The organism is Specibacter cremeus, from assembly GCF_003946885.1.
In the GTDB taxonomy this organism is placed as follows: Bacteria; Actinomycetota; Actinomycetes; order Actinomycetales; family Micrococcaceae; genus Specibacter; species Specibacter cremeus.
In genome coordinates, this window is the sequence record NZ_RWKQ01000033.1 from 34,816 (window position 1) to 50,331 (window position 15,516).

17 protein-coding genes are annotated in these 15,516 nt (G+C 69.2%); 12 read left to right on the forward strand and 5 right to left on the reverse strand.

Annotated features, from left to right (window positions below):
- Positions 1 to 9: 9 nt before the first annotated feature.
- The gene (locus EJC77_RS13355; protein ID WP_125613448.1) at positions 10 to 1,293 is read left to right on the forward strand and encodes an amidohydrolase; all 1,284 of its coding nucleotides are present in this window, start codon (positions 10 to 12) and stop codon (positions 1,291 to 1,293) included.
- A gap of 58 nt (positions 1,294 to 1,351) precedes the next feature.
- Here EJC77_RS13355 and EJC77_RS13360 read toward each other — a convergent pair whose 3' ends face one another.
- Positions 1,352 to 1,576, reverse strand: coding sequence for a hypothetical protein (locus EJC77_RS13360; RefSeq protein WP_125613450.1), 225 nt, complete (start codon positions 1,574 to 1,576; stop codon positions 1,352 to 1,354).
- Between the two features lie 76 nt (positions 1,577 to 1,652).
- Between EJC77_RS13360 and EJC77_RS13365 the strand changes: the two genes are divergently transcribed.
- The 3 genes from EJC77_RS13365 to EJC77_RS13375 all read left to right on the forward strand — a co-directional run bounded on the left by EJC77_RS13365 (position 1,653) and on the right by EJC77_RS13375 (position 4,373).
- Entirely contained in the window at positions 1,653 to 2,354 is a 702-nt protein-coding gene (locus EJC77_RS13365; RefSeq protein WP_125613452.1) for a PadR family transcriptional regulator, read from the forward strand.
- A gap of 169 nt (positions 2,355 to 2,523) precedes the next feature.
- A complete protein-coding gene (locus tag EJC77_RS13370; RefSeq protein ID WP_125613454.1) occupies positions 2,524 to 3,597 on the forward strand; it encodes an ATP-binding cassette domain-containing protein in 1,074 nt (357 codons plus the stop codon).
- Entirely contained in the window at positions 3,594 to 4,373 is a 780-nt protein-coding gene (locus tag EJC77_RS13375) for an ABC transporter permease (protein ID WP_125613456.1), read from the forward strand. The genes EJC77_RS13370 and EJC77_RS13375 overlap by 4 nt, the downstream gene beginning before the upstream one ends.
- A gap of 2 nt (positions 4,374 to 4,375) precedes the next feature.
- Here EJC77_RS13375 and EJC77_RS13380 read toward each other — a convergent pair whose 3' ends face one another.
- The 3 genes from EJC77_RS13380 to EJC77_RS13390 form a co-directional block, all read right to left on the reverse strand.
- Entirely contained in the window at positions 4,376 to 5,536 is a 1,161-nt protein-coding gene (locus EJC77_RS13380; RefSeq protein WP_125613458.1) for a cystathionine gamma-synthase, read from the reverse strand.
- Positions 5,537 to 5,658: 122 nt separating this feature from the next.
- Positions 5,659 to 7,035, reverse strand: coding sequence for a cystathionine beta-synthase (locus EJC77_RS13385; RefSeq protein ID WP_125613460.1), 1,377 nt, complete (start codon positions 7,033 to 7,035; stop codon positions 5,659 to 5,661).
- Between the two features lie 205 nt (positions 7,036 to 7,240).
- A complete protein-coding gene (locus EJC77_RS13390; RefSeq protein WP_125613480.1) occupies positions 7,241 to 10,705 on the reverse strand; it encodes a bifunctional proline dehydrogenase/L-glutamate gamma-semialdehyde dehydrogenase in 3,465 nt (1,154 codons plus the stop codon).
- Between the two features lie 143 nt (positions 10,706 to 10,848).
- On the opposite strand from EJC77_RS13390, the gene EJC77_RS13395 reads away from it, so the two are divergent.
- The 8 genes from EJC77_RS13395 to EJC77_RS13430 all read left to right on the forward strand — a co-directional run bounded on the left by EJC77_RS13395 (position 10,849) and on the right by EJC77_RS13430 (position 14,623).
- Positions 10,849 to 11,739, forward strand: a complete 891-nt coding sequence (locus tag EJC77_RS13395; RefSeq protein ID WP_125613462.1) for a LysR substrate-binding domain-containing protein — start codon at positions 10,849 to 10,851, stop codon at positions 11,737 to 11,739.
- A gap of 46 nt (positions 11,740 to 11,785) precedes the next feature.
- Complete coding sequence (locus tag EJC77_RS13400) at positions 11,786 to 12,034, forward strand: FitA-like ribbon-helix-helix domain-containing protein (RefSeq protein ID WP_125613464.1); 249 nt, start codon at positions 11,786 to 11,788, stop codon at positions 12,032 to 12,034.
- Positions 12,031 to 12,420 carry a type II toxin-antitoxin system VapC family toxin gene (locus tag EJC77_RS13405; protein ID WP_125613466.1) on the forward strand — a complete coding sequence of 130 codons (390 nt, stop codon included), beginning with the start codon at positions 12,031 to 12,033 and terminating at the stop codon, positions 12,418 to 12,420. The genes EJC77_RS13400 and EJC77_RS13405 overlap by 4 nt, the downstream gene beginning before the upstream one ends.
- A gap of 44 nt (positions 12,421 to 12,464) precedes the next feature.
- Entirely contained in the window at positions 12,465 to 12,755 is a 291-nt protein-coding gene (locus EJC77_RS13410) for a type II toxin-antitoxin system Phd/YefM family antitoxin (RefSeq protein WP_125613468.1), read from the forward strand.
- Complete coding sequence (locus EJC77_RS13415; RefSeq protein WP_125613470.1) at positions 12,745 to 12,939, forward strand: type II toxin-antitoxin system RelE family toxin; 195 nt, start codon at positions 12,745 to 12,747, stop codon at positions 12,937 to 12,939. The genes EJC77_RS13410 and EJC77_RS13415 overlap by 11 nt, the downstream gene beginning before the upstream one ends.
- A gap of 520 nt (positions 12,940 to 13,459) precedes the next feature.
- Positions 13,460 to 13,930: an MFS transporter gene (locus tag EJC77_RS13420; protein ID WP_125613472.1), complete on the forward strand. Its 471-nt coding sequence runs from the start codon at positions 13,460 to 13,462 to the stop codon at positions 13,928 to 13,930.
- Between the two features lie 70 nt (positions 13,931 to 14,000).
- Positions 14,001 to 14,228 carry a type II toxin-antitoxin system Phd/YefM family antitoxin gene (locus EJC77_RS13425; RefSeq protein ID WP_125613474.1) on the forward strand — a complete coding sequence of 76 codons (228 nt, stop codon included), beginning with the start codon at positions 14,001 to 14,003 and terminating at the stop codon, positions 14,226 to 14,228.
- Positions 14,216 to 14,623, forward strand: a complete 408-nt coding sequence (locus EJC77_RS13430; protein WP_240630245.1) for a type II toxin-antitoxin system VapC family toxin — start codon at positions 14,216 to 14,218, stop codon at positions 14,621 to 14,623. The genes EJC77_RS13425 and EJC77_RS13430 overlap by 13 nt, the downstream gene beginning before the upstream one ends.
- Before the next feature lie 173 nt (positions 14,624 to 14,796).
- Here EJC77_RS13430 and EJC77_RS13435 read toward each other — a convergent pair whose 3' ends face one another.
- On the reverse strand, positions 14,797 to 15,399 hold the full coding sequence (locus tag EJC77_RS13435) for a hypothetical protein (RefSeq protein ID WP_125613476.1): 603 nt from the start codon (positions 15,397 to 15,399) through the stop codon (positions 14,797 to 14,799).
- Positions 15,400 to 15,516: the final 117 nt, after the last annotated feature.

A 15,516-nucleotide genomic window follows, 5' to 3' on the forward strand; every position in this document is an offset into this window, starting at 1 on the left:
AAGGCCATCATGACACCCCCACTGCCACCCCGCCGTCCCATCCCGCGCCCGGTCACGGCCGCCGATGCCGCGCACATCAGCGCCGCCATCCGGGACGCCGCCGCGGCCGCGAAACGGCGCGTGCTGGCCATCACGAACGCCCACGTGGTGCCGATCGAGGGCGCCCCGTTCGACGGGACCGTGTTGGTGGAGGGCGGCAAGATCCTGGCCCTGGGCGCGTCCGTGCAGGCCCCGGCTGGCGCGGAGGTGCTCGACGCCGGCGGACAATGGCTGCTGCCCGGGTTCATCGACGCGCACGTGCACCTGGGCATGGACCCGGAGGGTGAGCTGGAGTCGGCGAGCGACGTCAATGAGATGACGAACCCGGCCATGGCCGGCGTGCGCGCGATCGACGCCGTCGACCCCATGGACCCGGGCTTCGACGACGCCCTGGCCGGCGGCATCACGACCGTGAACGTGAACCCGGGCTCCGGCAACCCGATCGGCGGGCAGGCCGTGGCCATGCACACGCACGGCCGGTACATGGAGGAGATGGTGCTGCGCTCCCCCAGCGGTGTGAAGTCTGCGCTTGGCGAGAACCCGAAAAGCGTGTACGGGGAGAAGAAACAGACCCCGTCGACGCGGCTGGGCACCGCACTGGTCATCCGAAACGCGTTCATGGAGGCCCAGGACTGGCTGGCGAAGCCGGAGCCGCGGCCCCGCGACCCGCACCTGGAGGCCCTGGCCATGGTGCTGCGGCGCGAGATCCCGTGGCGCCAGCACTGCCACCGCACGGACGACGTCGCCACGGCGCTGCGCCTGGCCGACGAGTTCGGCTACGAGCTGGTCATCGACCACGGCACCGAGGCGCACAGAATCGCCGACGTGCTGGCCGGCCGCGGCATCCCGGTGCTGATCGGGCCGCTGTTCACGACGAAGTCGAAGCCGGAGTTGCGCGGCCGGTCGCTGGCCAACCCGGGCAAGCTGGCGGCCGCGGGCGTGGAGATCTCCCTCATCACCGACCATCCCGTCGTGCCCATCAATTTCCTGGTGCACCAGGCCACGTTCGCCGTCAAGGAAGGACTGGACCGGGCCACGGCGCTGCGGGCCATCACCATCAACCCCGCCAAGGTGCTGGGTCTGGCCGACCGTATCGGCTCCCTCGCTGTGGGCAAGGACGCCGACCTGGTGCTCTGGAGCGGCGACCCGCTCGACGTCATGCAGCGGGCCCTGACCGTGTTCATCGGCGGCCGGCCGGTGTACCGCTACGATGCCGGCACCCGCCAGGGCGTCCCCGCACCGCGCACCCACTGAATCCCCCGCCGGCGGTGGTCGAGCCCCGTCGAGACCCCCGTGATTTCGACAGGCTCAATCACCGGACGACGACGGCACGGTCGCCTTGGTGTGCAAGCACGCCCTGGGAGATCCGCACCTGCCGCCAGCGCGGCTGTGCCATGGCGTGGTCGCGGTTGTCGTCGATGGCGTTCTGGCGCACTGCCCGGGGACGGCTCGCCGTCCCGCGGGGACCGCAGGCCGCGGCTGGGGTGACGAGCCCGCCGGTGCGGGTCTTCCAGCGCGGAACGTCGGACTCGGCCACGGCGCACGGGAGACCAGGAACCTCTTGCCCCTCTATCCGCGCACGAGTACTCTGAATAAAGTACTTGGAGGTGAGCATGTCCCGGAAGATGTCGAACCCGCTGGCGCTGGCAGTGCTGGCCTCCCTGTGGGAGCGGCCCATGTACCCGTACCAGATCACCTCGACGCTGCGGGAACGGCGCAAGGAAGACAGCATCCGGCTCAACTACGGATCGTTGTATGCCGTCATCAAGCAGTTGGAAAAACGCGGGCTCATCGCCCACAACCGGGTGGAACGCGAGGGCAACCGGCCGGAGCGCATCGTGTACGAGATCACCGATGCCGGCCGCGTCGAAAGCGTGTCCTGGCTCAGCGAGCTGCTGTCCACGCCGGCCAAGGAATACCCGCAGTTCGAGGCGGGGCTGTCCCTGCTGCCCATGCTGCCACCGGCCGAGGCGTTGCGGCTGCTGACCGCCCGCGTCGCCGCCCTGGATGAGGAATTGGCCCTCATGGTGGCCGAACGGAAAGCCCAAGGGCTCGAGACCTTCCCGGAACTGTTCATGATCGAGTCCGACTACTACCGGGCCATGCTCACCGCGGAACGCGCCTATGTGGCCGACCTGGCCGCACGGATCGCGGCCGGGACCGTCGGCGGATTCGCCATGTGGGAGCGCATGCACCGGCTCGCCGGCGAGGGCCACAGCATCGAGGAACTCTTCAACAACGTCGGCACCTACTTCGGGAAGGAGGCGGCCCAACTGTTCGAAGCCCATCCGGCACCCGAGACGAAGACCGGATAAAAGTGTGGCCCGGATGCGCCAACACCCGGACCACGTAACCAAGAGACGCTCCCGCGAACGGGATCTGCGTGCACAGCTGCCTCAAGGCCCACTTCCATGGTACTTGCACGCCCGTTTCCGGCGCGGGGCAACCCCGGCCGACGGCCGGGCCAACAGCAAGGAGCCCACCATGGGCAGCACCATCATCGAGTCAGGCAGCGACACGGCCCTGGCGGCCGTGGACCTGCACAAGAGTTACGGCGGCGGCCGCGGCCGGCCGCCCGTCAAGGCGCTGGACGGGCTGGGCTTCACCGCCGCCACCGGCAGCGTGTTCGCCCTGCTCGGCCCGAACGGCGCCGGCAAGTCCACCACCGTGAAGATCCTCGCCACGCTCTCCCGCGCCGACTCCGGCACGGCCACGGTGGCCGGGATCGACGTCCAGCGCCACCCCGAGCGGGTGCGCCGCGCCATCGGGTTCGTCGCCCAGAGACCGGTGACCGACCCCATGGACACCGGACGGGAGAACCTGGTCCTGGCCGGACGCCTGCAGGGTATGGGCGCCCGCGACGCGAAGGCCCGCGCCGGCGAACTGCTGGACCGGTTCGCCCTCACCGACGCGGCCCGCCGCCTGGTCCGGGGCTACTCCGGCGGCATGGCCCGCAAGCTCGACGTCGCCATGGGGCTCATGCACCGCCCCCAGGTGCTGTTCCTGGACGAGCCCACCACGGGACTCGACCCGCAGGCCCGCGCCGAGATGTGGGCGGAGATCGAGCGCATGGCCCGCGACGAGCGGATGACCATCCTGCTCACCACCCACTACCTGGAGGAGGCCGACAAGCTGGCCGCCCGCCTGGCCATCGTCGACCACGGCCGGATCGTGGCCGGCGGATCCCCCGAGGAGCTGAAGAACGAGCTCCACGGCGACTCCGTCGTGATCGAACTGGACACGGCGGCGGCCCGGCCGGCTGCCGCCGTAACCGAGACAGTCGTGCGCGCACAAGAGGCGCTGGCGCGGCTGGGGACCCTGCGCGACATCGTCATGGACGACGACGTGCTGCGGGCCCGCGCCGACAACGGCGCCCGCGCGTTGCCGCACGTGCTGGCCGCGCTGGAGACGGCGGGCGTCGGCGTCGTCTCCGCCGCCGTCGCCCGCCCCAGCCTCGACGACGTCTACCTGCGCCACACCGGGCACACGTTCGCCAGTGCGCAGGCCGGCCAAGCGGTCGCGGAGCGTGCCGGGGATCTTGCGGAGGTGGCGCGATGAGCACCGCGATCACGCACACCGCCATCCTGACCGGGCGCTCGTTGCGGGGCATCTGGCGCATGCCGGTGTTCCTGGTCATGAACCTCGTCCAGCCGATCATGTGGCTGCTGCTGTTCGGCCAGCTGTTCAAGTCCGTGGTGGACATCCCGGGCTTCGGCGCAGGTGGCAATTACCTGGAGTTCCTCACGCCCGGCGTCGTCATGATGATGGCGCTGTTCGCCAGCGCGTGGGCCGGCACCACGTACATCCAGGACATGGATCGCGGCGTGATGGACAGGTTCCTGACCTCGCCCACCAACCGCGGCGCCCTCATGGTGTCCTCGCTGCTGTACCAGGGCATGACGACGGTGGTGCAGACGCTCATGGTGATCGGCATCGCGTGGCTGACCGGCGCCCGGTTCCACGGCGGCGTGTCCGGCCTGCTGCTGTTGCTGCTGGCCGCCGTGCTGCTGACGGCCGTCTTCGGGGCGTTGTCCAACGCGGTGGCGCTGCTGCTGCGCCAACAGCAGGCGCTGATCGGCATCTCGCAGCTGCTCACGCTGCCGCTGATGTTCCTCAGCTCGGCCATCATGAACACCAAGCTGTCCCCGCAGTGGGTGCAGAACGTGGCCGCCTACAACCCGTTCGAGTGGTCGGTGATCGTGGGCCGGCAGGCGTTGTCGGCCGCGCCGGACTGGGCCTCGATCTGGTGGCACCTGGGCCTGCTGGCCGCCTTGGCGCTCGTCATGACGTGGGTGGCGACCCGGGCGTTCCGGGCGTACCAGCGCTCCACCTGAGGCTAGAGCCGGTTGAGCGCCTGGTCCAGGTCCGCGATCAGGTCCGCCACGTCCTCCAGCCCGACGGAGAGCCGGACCAGGTTCACCGGAACGGCCAGCTCGGTGCCCTTCACGGATGCGTGCGTCATCTCCGACGGATAGTTCATCAGCGATTCGATGCCGCCCAGCGACTCGGCCAGGGTGAACACGTGCGTGGACTCGGCCACCTTGCGCGCCGCCGCCTCCCCGCCCTTGAACTGGACGGAGATCATGCCGCCGAAGCGCTTCATCTGCCGCGCGGCCAGCTCGTGGCCGGGGTGGTCCGGCAGGCCCGGGTACAGCACGCGCTCCACCTCGGGCCGGGTCAGCAGCCATTCGGCGATCTCCTGCGCATTGGAAGAGTGCCGGTCCATGCGCACGCCGAGCGTCTTGAGCCCGCGCGTGGTCAGCCACGCCTCCATCGGCGCGGATACGGCGCCCACCGCGAACTGCACGAACCCGATCTTCTCGGCCATGGCGGCGTCGGAGAGGACGATCGCGCCGCCGGAGGCGTCCGAGTGCCCGCCGATGTACTTGGTGGTGGAGTGGACGACGACGTCGGCCCCCAACGCGAGCGGGTTCTGCAGGTACGGGGAGGCGAACGTGTTGTCCACCACCAGCAGGGCGCCGGCCTCGCGGGCGATCTGCGCCAGCGCGGCGATGTCGGTGATCTTCATCATCGGGTTCGACGGCGTCTCGACCCAGATCATCCGGGTCGCACCCCCGGCGCCACCGGCGGCGACGGCGGCACGCACGGCGCCGTCGTCGGCCATGTCCACGGCGGCGTTGCTGATCCCCCACACCGACAGGACGCGGTTGATCAGCCGGTACGTGCCGCCGTAGACGTCGTTGCCCATGACGATGTGATCGCCGGGCACCAGCAGCGCCCGGATGAGCGCGTCCTCGGCGGCCAGCCCCGAGGCAAAGCTGAAGCCGAAGTCGCCGCCCTCCAGCGCGGCCAGCTGTGTCTGCAGCGAATCGCGCGTCGGGTTGGTGCCGCGGCCGTACTCGTAGCCGTTGCGCAGCACGCCGATCCCGTCCTGGGCGAACGTGGACGTCTGGTACAGCGGCGGCACGACCGAACCCGTGGTGGGGTCCGGCTCCTGGCCGGCGTGGATGGCGCGCGTGTTGAAGCCCTGGGTCATCGTGTCTCCTTGGTAATCCGGTGGTTGAGCCTGTCGAAACCCGAGCCTGTCGAAACCCGAGCCTGCGGTGATCGAGCCTGTCGAGATCTCGACAGGCTCGATCACCGCTCGCTCGATCACCGCTAGTCGTTGAGGTAGTTCAGCAGGTCGTGGCGGGTCAGCACGCCCACGGGCGCGCCCACGAAGGTGACCATCAGCGCGTCCACGTTCTGCAGCTTGACGCGCGCGGCGGAGATGGGTTCCAGCGAGCCGATGATGGGCAGCGCCGGCTGCATGTGCTCGGTGATCGTGTCGGTCAGCTTCGCCTCGCCACGGAACAGCTTGCCGGTGAGGGTGCGTTCGTCCACGGACCCGATGACCTCGCCCATGACCACCGGCGGCTCAGCCGTGAGCACGGGGATCTGCGAGACGCCGTATTCGGACATCAGGTTGATGACGTCGCGGACGGTCTCGTTCGGGTGGATGTGCACCAGGTCCGGTAACTGCCCGGTCTTGGCCTTGAGCACGTCGCCGATGGCGGGCTCGTCGGTGACCTTCAGGAACCCGTACGACTGCATCCACTTGTCATTGAAGATCTTCGCCAGGTAGCCGCGTCCGCTGTCCGGCAGGAGAACGACGACGACGGCGTCCGGTCCCAGCCCCTTCGCCGCTTCCAGCGCGGCCACCACGGCCATGCCGGACGATCCGCCGACGAGCAGGCCCTCCTCGCGGGCGAGCCGGCGGGTCATGGCGAAGCTGTCGTTGTCGCTGACGGCGATGACCTGGTGCGGGACGCTTGGGTCATAGGCGGCCGGCCACATGTCCTCGCCGACGCCCTCGACCAGGTAGGGCCGGCCGGTGCCGCCGGAGTAGACGGAGCCTTCCGGGTCGGCGCCGATGATGCGCACTTCGCCCTGCGGTCTCTCCTTGGACACGTCGCGCAGGTAGCGGCCCGTGCCGGTGATGGTGCCGCCGGTGCCGACGCCGGCCACGAAGTGGGTGACCAACCCGTCGGTGTCCCGCCAGATTTCCGGGCCGGTCGTCTCGTAGTGGCTCAGCGGCCCGTTCTGGTTGGAGAACTGGTCCGGCTTGTACGCGCCCGGGATCTCCTTCACGAGCCGGTCCGAGACGCCGTAGTAGGACTGCGGGCTGTCCGCGGCGACGGCCGTCGGGGTGACGACGACCTCGGCGCCGTAGGCCTGCAGCACGGCTCGCTTGTCCTCGCCGACCTTGTCCGGGACGACGAACACGCACTTGTAGCCGCGCTGCTGGGCCACCATGGCCATCGCGACGCCGGTGTTGCCGCTGGTGGGTTCCACGACCGTGCCGCCCGGGGCGATCTTGCCCTCCTTGGCGGCCTCATCGAGCATCTTGACCGCGATCCGGTCCTTCGCCGACCCGCCCGGGTTGAGGTACTCGAGTTTCACCAGGATGGTGGCCTCGATCCCCGCGGTGACCTTGTTGAGTTTGACCAGCGGGGTGTTCCCGATCAGGTCGAGGACGGAGTCGGCATACTTCATAGCCCTAAAGGTATCCGATGGGCCACCGGGGGCGGTGATTGAGCCTGTCGAAATCAAGGTCTCGACAGGCTCGACCACCGGGGCGGTGATTGAGCCCGTCGAAATCGGGGTCTCGCTCCCCAGCCGCTCCCCACCCTCGCAAGCTCGGGCGGGGCCCCTCGCGGCCGTGGGCCCAGGCTCGACCACCGNAGGCTCGACCACCGGGTCAGATCAGCCCATCCGAGAGGTGGTTCGGGGTGCCGAAGCGGTGCGCCGTGATGCTGACGGCCTGCTCGTGCAGGAACGGCAGTATCTCGATGCGCCCGGCCTCGGTGACCTCGCCGTGGTAGATGGCCAGGTCGGGCCGGCCGGCAGTGGCCTCATACAGTGCGGACGCGTCGCCGCCGACCAGGCGGATGCGCCCGGCGCCGAAGCGTCGCGCCGAAGCCAGCCACTCGGCGTCGCTCTCCACGGTGACGCTGATGCCGCGCCCGGACAGCAGCGTCGCCACGCCGGCGGGCAGCGCCGCCGCGGTGGACACCTGCGGCGTCGAACCGGCCAGCAGGGCGGCGCCGAGCACGCGCAGCAGCCTGGAGGCCGATTCGCCCTCGGCCAGGCGGACCAGCGGGTTCAGCGGCAGGTACCGGAACACGTTGCGCTCGGCGGTGAGCCCCGAGACGTCCTTGGCCACGCCGAACTCGGACGCCCAGGCGGCGGCGTCACTGCGTAGCGAGCGCTCCAGGAAGGCGCGCTCCGTCCCGACGAGGCCGGACTCGGCCAGCAGGCGCGCGGCGTCAGCGCCGAGGGGCGCCGTCGCGGTGGATTCCGTGGACGTCCAGTGGCCCAAACCGACCAGGTAGTTCGGCCCGCCGGCCTTGGTGCCGGCGCCCACGGCCGACTTCTTCCAGCCGCCGAACGGCTGGCGCTGGACGATCGCGCCGGTGATGCCGCGGTTCACGTACAGGTTGCCGGCCTGGACGGTGTCCAGCCACAGCCCGATCTCCGCCGAATCCAGTGAGTGCAGTCCGGACGTGAGCCCGTAGTCGATCGCGTTGACCATGGCGATCGCCTCGTCCAGGGTCGCGGCCGTCATGACGCCGAGCACGGGGCCGAAGAACTCGGTCAGGTGGAAGTGAGAGCCGGCCGCGACGCCGGTGCGCACGCCGGGGGACCACAGTTTCCCGGTGGCGTCGAGCTGGCGCGGCTCGATGGCCCACGCCTCGCCGTCGCCGAGGGTGGTCAGCGCGTGGTGCAGTTTGCCGGCGGCCGGTTCGATGATCGGCCCCATCTGCGTCGTCGCGGTCGACGGGTACCCAACGAACAGGCTGGACGCGGCGTCGATGAGCTGGTTGCGGAACCGGGCCGACGTCGCCACAGATCCGACCATGATGACCAGCGACGCGGCGGAGCACTTCTGCCCGGCATGGCCGAACGCGGACTGGACGACGTCCTTGGCGGCCAGGTCCAGGTCGGCGCTGGGCGTGACGATGATGGCGTTCTTGCCGGACGTCTCGGCCAGCAGCGGCAGGTCCGGGCGGAAGCTGCGGAACAGTTCGGCCGTCTCGTAGCCGCCGGTGAGGATGACGCGCTCGACGGCCGGGTGGGACACCAGCGCCTGCCCCAGCTGGCGTTCCTCCAGCTGGACCAGCGTGAGCACGTCGCGCGGCACGCCGGCCTCCCACAGCGCCTCCACCATGAGCGAGCCGCTGCGGCGCGCCTGGGTGGCCGGTTTGATGACGACGGCGGAGCCCGCGGCCAACGCTGCCAGCGTCGACCCGGCGGGGATCGCGACCGGGAAGTTCCACGGCGGGGTGACTACGGTCAGCCCGGCCGGCACGAACGACGCACCGTCCACCGTGTCCAGGTCCTTGGCGCGTTCGGCGTAGTAGTGGGCGAAGTCGATGGCCTCACTGACCTCGGGATCACCCTGGTCGATGGTCTTGCCGGTCTCCGCCGCCATGACCTCGATGAGCGCGGCGCGGTGCGCCTCCAGTGCGTCGCCGGCCCGGTGCAGCACGGCGGCACGCGCGGCGCCGGACAGGGCGCCCCACGCTCGGCCGGCGGTGACGGCCGATTCCACCAGGCCGTTCAGCGCGTCCAGGGTCGGCACGCGGGACGCCTCCACCAGGTCGTTGCCGAGCGTGGAGGACGGGATGCGGGCCAGGATGTCGCGGCCCCACGCCCGGTTGGCGGCCAGGGCCGGGTCGGTGTCGGGCGTGTTCGCGAAACCGTCAGGCGCAGCCGGAGACGAACCAGTCGGTGACGGTGCAACCGTCCGGTCCTGCACACGATTGGGCGACGGCACGGCGTCGTCCATGGCGGCCAGCGACGCCAGGAAACGGTTCTTCTCCCGCTCGAACAGCGCTTCATTGGCGGAGAGTTCGAACACGGCGGACATGAAGTTCTCGGAGCTGGCGCCCTCCTCCAGCCGGCGGATCAGGTACGCGATGGCGACGTCGAACTCGCCGGGGTGGACCACCGGGGTGTAGAGCAACAGCTTGCCGACGTCGCGGCGCACGGCCTCGGCCTGCCCCGTCGCCATGCCGAGAAGCATCTCGAATTCCAGCCCGCCGGCGGCCGGGTCCAGGCCGCGGGACTTCGCCAGCAGCCAGGCGTGCGCCACGTCGAACAGGTTGTGGCCGGCCACGCCGATGTGCACGGCGTCGATGTGTTCGGACGTGAGCGCGTAGTTGATGATGCGCTTGTAGTTCGTGTCGGAGTCCTGCTTGGTGCCCCACGTGGCCAGCGGCCAGGCGTGGATGGACGCCTCGACCTGCTCCATGGGCAGGTTGGCGCCCTTGACGACGCGGACCTTGACGGGCGCGCCGCCGCGGGCCCGGCGTGCGGCGGCCCACTCCTGCAGGTCGATCATGGCGGCGAGCGTGTCCGGCAGGTACGCCTGCAGCACGATGCCGGCCTCCAGCGTGAGGAACTCCGGCTTGTCGAGGATGCGCTTGAACACGGCGAGGGTCATGCCGAGGTCCTTGTACTCCTCCATGTCCAGGTTGATGAACTTGGGCTTGGTGAAGGAGTTGGCCAGCGTGTACAGCGGCGTGAGCTTCTCCACGATGTGGGTGACGGCGTCGTCGAACGCCCATGCGGAGTGCGGGGCGACCGTGGAGGACTCCTTGATGGAGACGTAGTCGACGTCGTCGCGCGCCAGCAGCTTCAGCGTGCCCTCGAGCCGGCGGGCCGCCTCGTGCTCGCCCAGCACCGCCTCGCCGAGCAGGTTGATGTTGAGGTCGACGCCGGTCTGCCGGACCTTGGCGATGGCAGGCCCCAGCTTCGCCTCGGTGGCGTCCACGATGAGGTGGCCGACCATGTCGCGCAGCACCCTGCGGGCGATCGGGATGACGAGCCGCGGCAGCACGGGCGCCATGACGCCGCCGAGCCGGACGGCCCCGCGCATGTACCAGGGCAGGAACGCGGGCACCTTGGGCGCCAGCGCGGCCAGGTTGCGCCCGGCGACCCGCAAATCCTCGGGACGGACGACGCCGTCGACGAAGCCCACCGTGAAGTCCAGCCCGTTGGGATCCTTCAGCACGCCGGCCAGGCGCTGGGCGGAGACGTCCACGGGAATCTTGGCGGCCTCGGTGAGCCAGTGCCGGACGAGGGCGATGGTGTCTTCGGCGAGGGCGTCGCCGGGGACGGGGATGTTGGCGGCGGGAGTGGTGCTGGCGGTGCTTGTCATGGCGGCGGTGGCGTTCATTTCTACTGGGGCTGGCTGGTCGGCGGGCGCCGTTCTTGCTTCCAGTATGGAACCGCTGTTCAATTAGTAAAAGCGATGTTTTTTGACCAATATTGTTCACTTTTACTCATGTTTTGGAGGCGGCCGTGCTGGACGTCAGACGCCTGCGCCTGTTGCGCGAATTACAGGTCCGCGGGACCCTGGCCGACGTGGCCGCCGCCCTGCAGTACAGCCCGTCGGCGGTGTCCCAACAGCTCACCCTGCTGGAGAAGGAGGCCGGCGTCGAGCTGCTGCGCAAGTCGGGCCGGCGCGTGCAGCTGACCCCGCAGGCGGAGATCCTCGTGGCGCATACGGCGGAGATCCTCGAGACGCTGGAACGGGCGGAGGCCGACCTGTCCGCGTCGCTGACCACCGTGACGGGCACGGTCCGCCTGGCGGTGTTCCAGTCCGCGGCGCTCGCGCTGTTGCCGGACATGCTTACGTCCATGGCCCGGGATTACCCGGACGTGCGGATCGAGATGACCCAGCGCGAGCCCGAGACGGCGTTGCACGACACGTGGGCCCGCGACTTCGACCTGGTGGTGGCCGAGCAGTACCCGGGTCATGCGGCGCCGCACCACCCGGAGCTGGACCGGGTCACGCTGACCACCGATGCGATCCGGCTGGCCGTTCCGCTCGCCAGCCAGGCCACCAGGATCGAGGACACGGCCACGCTGCCGTGGGTCATGGAGCCGCGCGGGGCGGCGTCCCGGCACTGGGCCGAGCAGGCCTGCCGGCAGGCCGGGTTCGAACCGGACGTCCGCTATGAGACGGCCGACCTGCAGGCGCAGATCCGGCTGATCGAATCCGGCAACGCCGTGGCCCTGATGCCGGACCTGGTGTGGACGGGACGTCCCCCGGCGCTGACGCTGCTGGAATTGCCCGGGCTCCCCCGTCGCACGGTGTTCACGTCGGCCCGGCGGGCCAGCTTGAGCCGCCCGGCCATCCTGGCCTGCCGGGAGATCCTCGAACAGACGGCCCGCCGCGTGGCCGGATGAGAACCGATACATTCACTCTGCATATAAATTGCTCTAGTCTGAATATATGGGTGTGTTGTTGCAGATCAGGAATGTGCCAGACGAAGCTCGCCGTGAGCTGAAGGCGCGAGCCGCGGCGCGGGGCGAATCGTTGAACAGCTATCTGCTGGACCTGCTGTCCCGGGAAGTGGCCCGCCCGACGGTGGCAAACGTCCTGGAGCGGGCGGCCCGGCGCACGGAAGGGGCCACCGCATCGGCTGTTGGCGTGCTGGCCGACGCCCGGGCCGAGCGCGAGGACGCGCGGGACGGGACATGATCGTCGTGGATGCGGCAGCGGTCGTCGACGCGCTATCCGCCGTGCCGGGGACCGACGCGCTGCGGGAACGGCTGGCCGGAGAGGACCTGCATGCGCCGACCCTGCTGGACTACGAGGTGGTGTCCGCGCTGAGGGGGCTGACCTTGGGCGGACACATGGGCGCGGCCAGGGCCCATGACCTGCTGACCGACTTCGACGATCTTTCCATCCAACGGTGGCCGTCCGCCGACGCGCTGCGGCGGCGCGCCCTCCAGCTCCGCTCGGCCGTTTCTGCCTATGACGCCGCCTACATCGCCCTGGCCGAGGCACTCGAGTGTCCACTGCTGACCCGGGACGTCCGGCTCGCCCGGTCCGGCGGCCACGGCGCCCGCATCGAAGTCCTGTAACCTGGCGAACCCCGTGGACGCTCCGGAGAATTAGGGTCAGACTTATGACCATGGACGTGTCCATGTCATTGGCCGAGATCAAGGCCCACTTGTCGGAGGTCGTCAATCGGGTCAGCCGCCATCATGAGCGGATCACCCTGACCGTTCACGGCAAACCGTCGGCCATACTCCTGGCCCCGGAGGACCTGGAGTCCCTCGAGGAGACCCTCGCCATCCTCTCGGACCCCGAAACGAGGCAGCGGATGGCCGCCTCCGACGCCGAAATGGCTGCCGGGCAGGTTGAATCCGAAGCCGATCTGACGGCAGCGATGCAGCGTCGCAGGATTGGCGCGTGAATACCGGCTCAGGCCGTTACACCCTTCGCATCACGCCGGGAAACGGCTCCACAAACCACTCGAGGATCGCCACAGTGCACGCCGGGGCACCTACCGGGTGATCTATCGCATCGACGACGACCAACGGACGGTCATCGTCGTCGACGTCGCACACCGGCGCGACGTCGACCGCATTCCCGGCTGATCCTCGAGCGCCCCCAACGCGAACACGACCCCGCTCCAAGACGCGGGCCGGTTGCACTGGCTCTTCGCCGTCCGTCGGTGAGTGGCGACACTGGCCACAATAGAAGAAAGTGGCTATCCATGTGAGTGCCAGTGTGGAAGCAACCTTCGGTTGCCGCGCTGAGGGCCCGGGAACACCCACTCCCTCGGTGTGTGTCAGGCTCGCTCGAGGGCGGAATCCGACGACAGAACCCACTGTTGTCGCCTGGGGGTGGCGCGGTTCCGCAGATCCGGGCAGTGCCGTTCCCCGCCCGGATCACTCTGGCGCTCGTTTCCGCAGCTCAGGGGGGGTGTTGGGCGGCAACACCGCCCTGATCTGCGGAACCGCTTGACTTGCCCGGCCGAACCGGCCGCGCGACGCCAAGTGGCTGTCCGCCGCGGAGGCGACCGAGATCGAGACCCGGCTCGCCGCTGAGCAGGAGGACGCCGTCGCGGCCTCGGGCACGCACTCGTTCCTGGGCATCTTCCGCGACCGGACCGTCATGCTGGCCGCCATCCCGTGGTTCTTCGGCGCGATCGGCGCCCTGCTGATCACCCCGCGCGCCACGACGCCGTCCCGCACGAAGGGCCTGGTCGTCGCCGGCCTGCTCGCCATGGCGATCGGCACCACCCTGGGCGTGGTGGGCGGCCCCATCGTGGGTCTGGTCAGCTTCGCCTTGGCCGGACTGTTCTGGTTCGTGATCCAGCCGATCATGTTCTCCGTCCTCGGCACGCGCCTGAGCGGCGTCACGCTGGCCACCGGCCTGGCACTGATGAACACGGTCGGCATCACGGGCGGGTTCTTCGGCCCGACGGCCATGGGCTTCGCCGAGAGCGCCACGGGCAACACGCTGGCGGGCCTGCGGTTCGCCATCGCGCTGCTGGTCGTGGTCATCGTGGCCGCTTTCTTCCTGCAGCTCGGCCCGGCCAAGCGCACCGTCACCACCAGGACGCCCGAGCCGCTGCACCGGTAGGCGCCCGCCCGGCGGCGATGGTGGAAATCAGAACCTGGTCAACCCTGGTTGGTCGGCATAGACTGAGAAAATGGTGAGGCAAGTGAAGGTGCAAGAGGCCAAGACGCATCTCTCGGCGTTACTGTCCGAGGTCGAAAAGGGTGCGGAACTCATCATCACCCGCGGGAAAACGCCGGTGGCCCGGCTGACACCCATCGACGAGAACCCGGCGCGTGAGTGGGGATTCGTTCCCTACGATCTCCCGGCCTCGTTCTTCGATGCTCTGCCGGCGGACGAGTTGGCCGCGTGGCAGCAGTGACCACGCAGCGGCTCGTGATCGACACCCATGTGCTGCTGTGGATGTTGACGGATCCGTCCAGGCTTTCGCCTGGGATGGCAACCGTGCTCGCGGACCGCCGGACGGAACTCACGGCCTCGGCCGCATCGGCCTGGGAGATTGCCACCAAGGCGCGGATTGGCAAGTTGCCGCAGGCCGACGTGCTGGTCCGGGGCTACACGCGCCACTTGGCACGGATGGGCGTCCAGACAATGGACATCACGGCCGAACATGCCTTGGCCGCCGGGTCGCTGGACTGGCAGCACCGGGACCCGTTCGACCGGATGATTGCCGCCCAGTGCATGATCGAGGCGCTGCCACTGGTCAGCGCGGATGCCGCCTTTTCCACCTTGCCCGGCATCCGCGTCCTCTGGTAGAAGTCCGTCCGCTTGCGTGGGCCTTCCTTGGCGTAAGTGCGATTCCAAGCGCGCCACGGCCGTTGCATGGGCTTCATCGTCCGCTCGCATTCCCATCACCCAAATTCGGCCGATTCCATGCCCATGATGACGGCGACGGGCTTGTTGGTGGCCAACACGGCATGGTCGAGCGATCACCGAGTCGACGCCAGTTCGGTCAGGATGGGGCCAAGGGACTCAGACAGCCGTTCCGGGTCATGCCGCAGCTCGGTGCTCATCAGCACGAACTGCCGTCCAACCCTCCGCAGCCAGGACCCCTCCACCGTTATTGTGACCAGCCGAAGGTCGAACGGTGCCGCCCGGTGCCGAACCGACTTCTCCACGGATTTCACCAGCCGGTTGAGCAGCAGCCGTTGCTCGTGAGACTCCCGCAAGAAGTCGTCGATGTACCGGCCCTTGAGGTTGTCGGCACAGGCGTACGCGGCGTCGAGCCTATCCTCGACGGCGTGCTGGAAGGCCGGGGAGTATCCGGACACGCCGAGGAATTCGCGCGGGTCCGTGGCAACAGATTCGTCATGGGCCAGCACGTCGGCGAACCAGGCCGCCCAATCCTCGGCCAGCTCCGCGGCAACCGGACCGTCGCCTTCACAGGATGCCGGCACGGGGTACGCCACGCGCGGCACATGGAACGGCCGGTCAGTCGGCAATCCCAGCGCGTCACGGATGTAGAGGACCGCGGTCGGCGCCCATCCGATGTCCTCACGAATCATCCAGCTGTCCGTTCCAGCGAATCGCATGGCTTCCCCTTTAGTCCTCAAGCCAGAGACTAGCCCCAATGCCGTGTAGTTAGGCTGGGCGGGCTGGTGTCAAGACGTCGGGGTTTCGGCGTGTCGGTGGGGGCAAGAAGGCGGAGC

Bases quoted from the DNA above. Each gene is read 5' to 3' on its own strand.
- EJC77_RS13410 (WP_125613468.1), top strand. From the start codon at position 12,465: ATGACCATGGACGTGTCCATGTCATTGGCCGAGATCAAGGCCCACTTG.
- EJC77_RS13375 (WP_125613456.1), top strand. From the start codon at position 3,594: ATGAGCACCGCGATCACGCACACCGCCATCCTGACCGGGCGCTCGTTG.
- EJC77_RS13380 (WP_125613458.1), bottom strand. From the start codon at position 5,536: ATGACCCAGGGCTTCAACACGCGCGCCATCCACGCCGGCCAGGAGCCG.
- EJC77_RS13365 (WP_125613452.1), top strand. From the start codon at position 1,653: ATGTCCCGGAAGATGTCGAACCCGCTGGCGCTGGCAGTGCTGGCCTCC.
- EJC77_RS13425 (WP_125613474.1), top strand. From the start codon at position 14,001: ATGGTGAGGCAAGTGAAGGTGCAAGAGGCCAAGACGCATCTCTCGGCG.
- EJC77_RS13420 (WP_125613472.1), top strand. From the start codon at position 13,460: ATGCTGGCCGCCATCCCGTGGTTCTTCGGCGCGATCGGCGCCCTGCTG.
- EJC77_RS13355 (WP_125613448.1), top strand. From the start codon at position 10: ATGACACCCCCACTGCCACCCCGCCGTCCCATCCCGCGCCCGGTCACG.
- EJC77_RS13405 (WP_125613466.1), top strand. From the start codon at position 12,031: ATGATCGTCGTGGATGCGGCAGCGGTCGTCGACGCGCTATCCGCCGTG.
- EJC77_RS13435 (WP_125613476.1), bottom strand. From the start codon at position 15,399: ATGCGATTCGCTGGAACGGACAGCTGGATGATTCGTGAGGACATCGGA.
- EJC77_RS13370 (WP_125613454.1), top strand. From the start codon at position 2,524: ATGGGCAGCACCATCATCGAGTCAGGCAGCGACACGGCCCTGGCGGCC.
- EJC77_RS13385 (WP_125613460.1), bottom strand. From the start codon at position 7,035: ATGAAGTATGCCGACTCCGTCCTCGACCTGATCGGGAACACCCCGCTG.
- EJC77_RS13390 (WP_125613480.1), bottom strand. From the start codon at position 10,705: ATGACAAGCACCGCCAGCACCACTCCCGCCGCCAACATCCCCGTCCCC.
- EJC77_RS13400 (WP_125613464.1), top strand. From the start codon at position 11,786: ATGGGTGTGTTGTTGCAGATCAGGAATGTGCCAGACGAAGCTCGCCGT.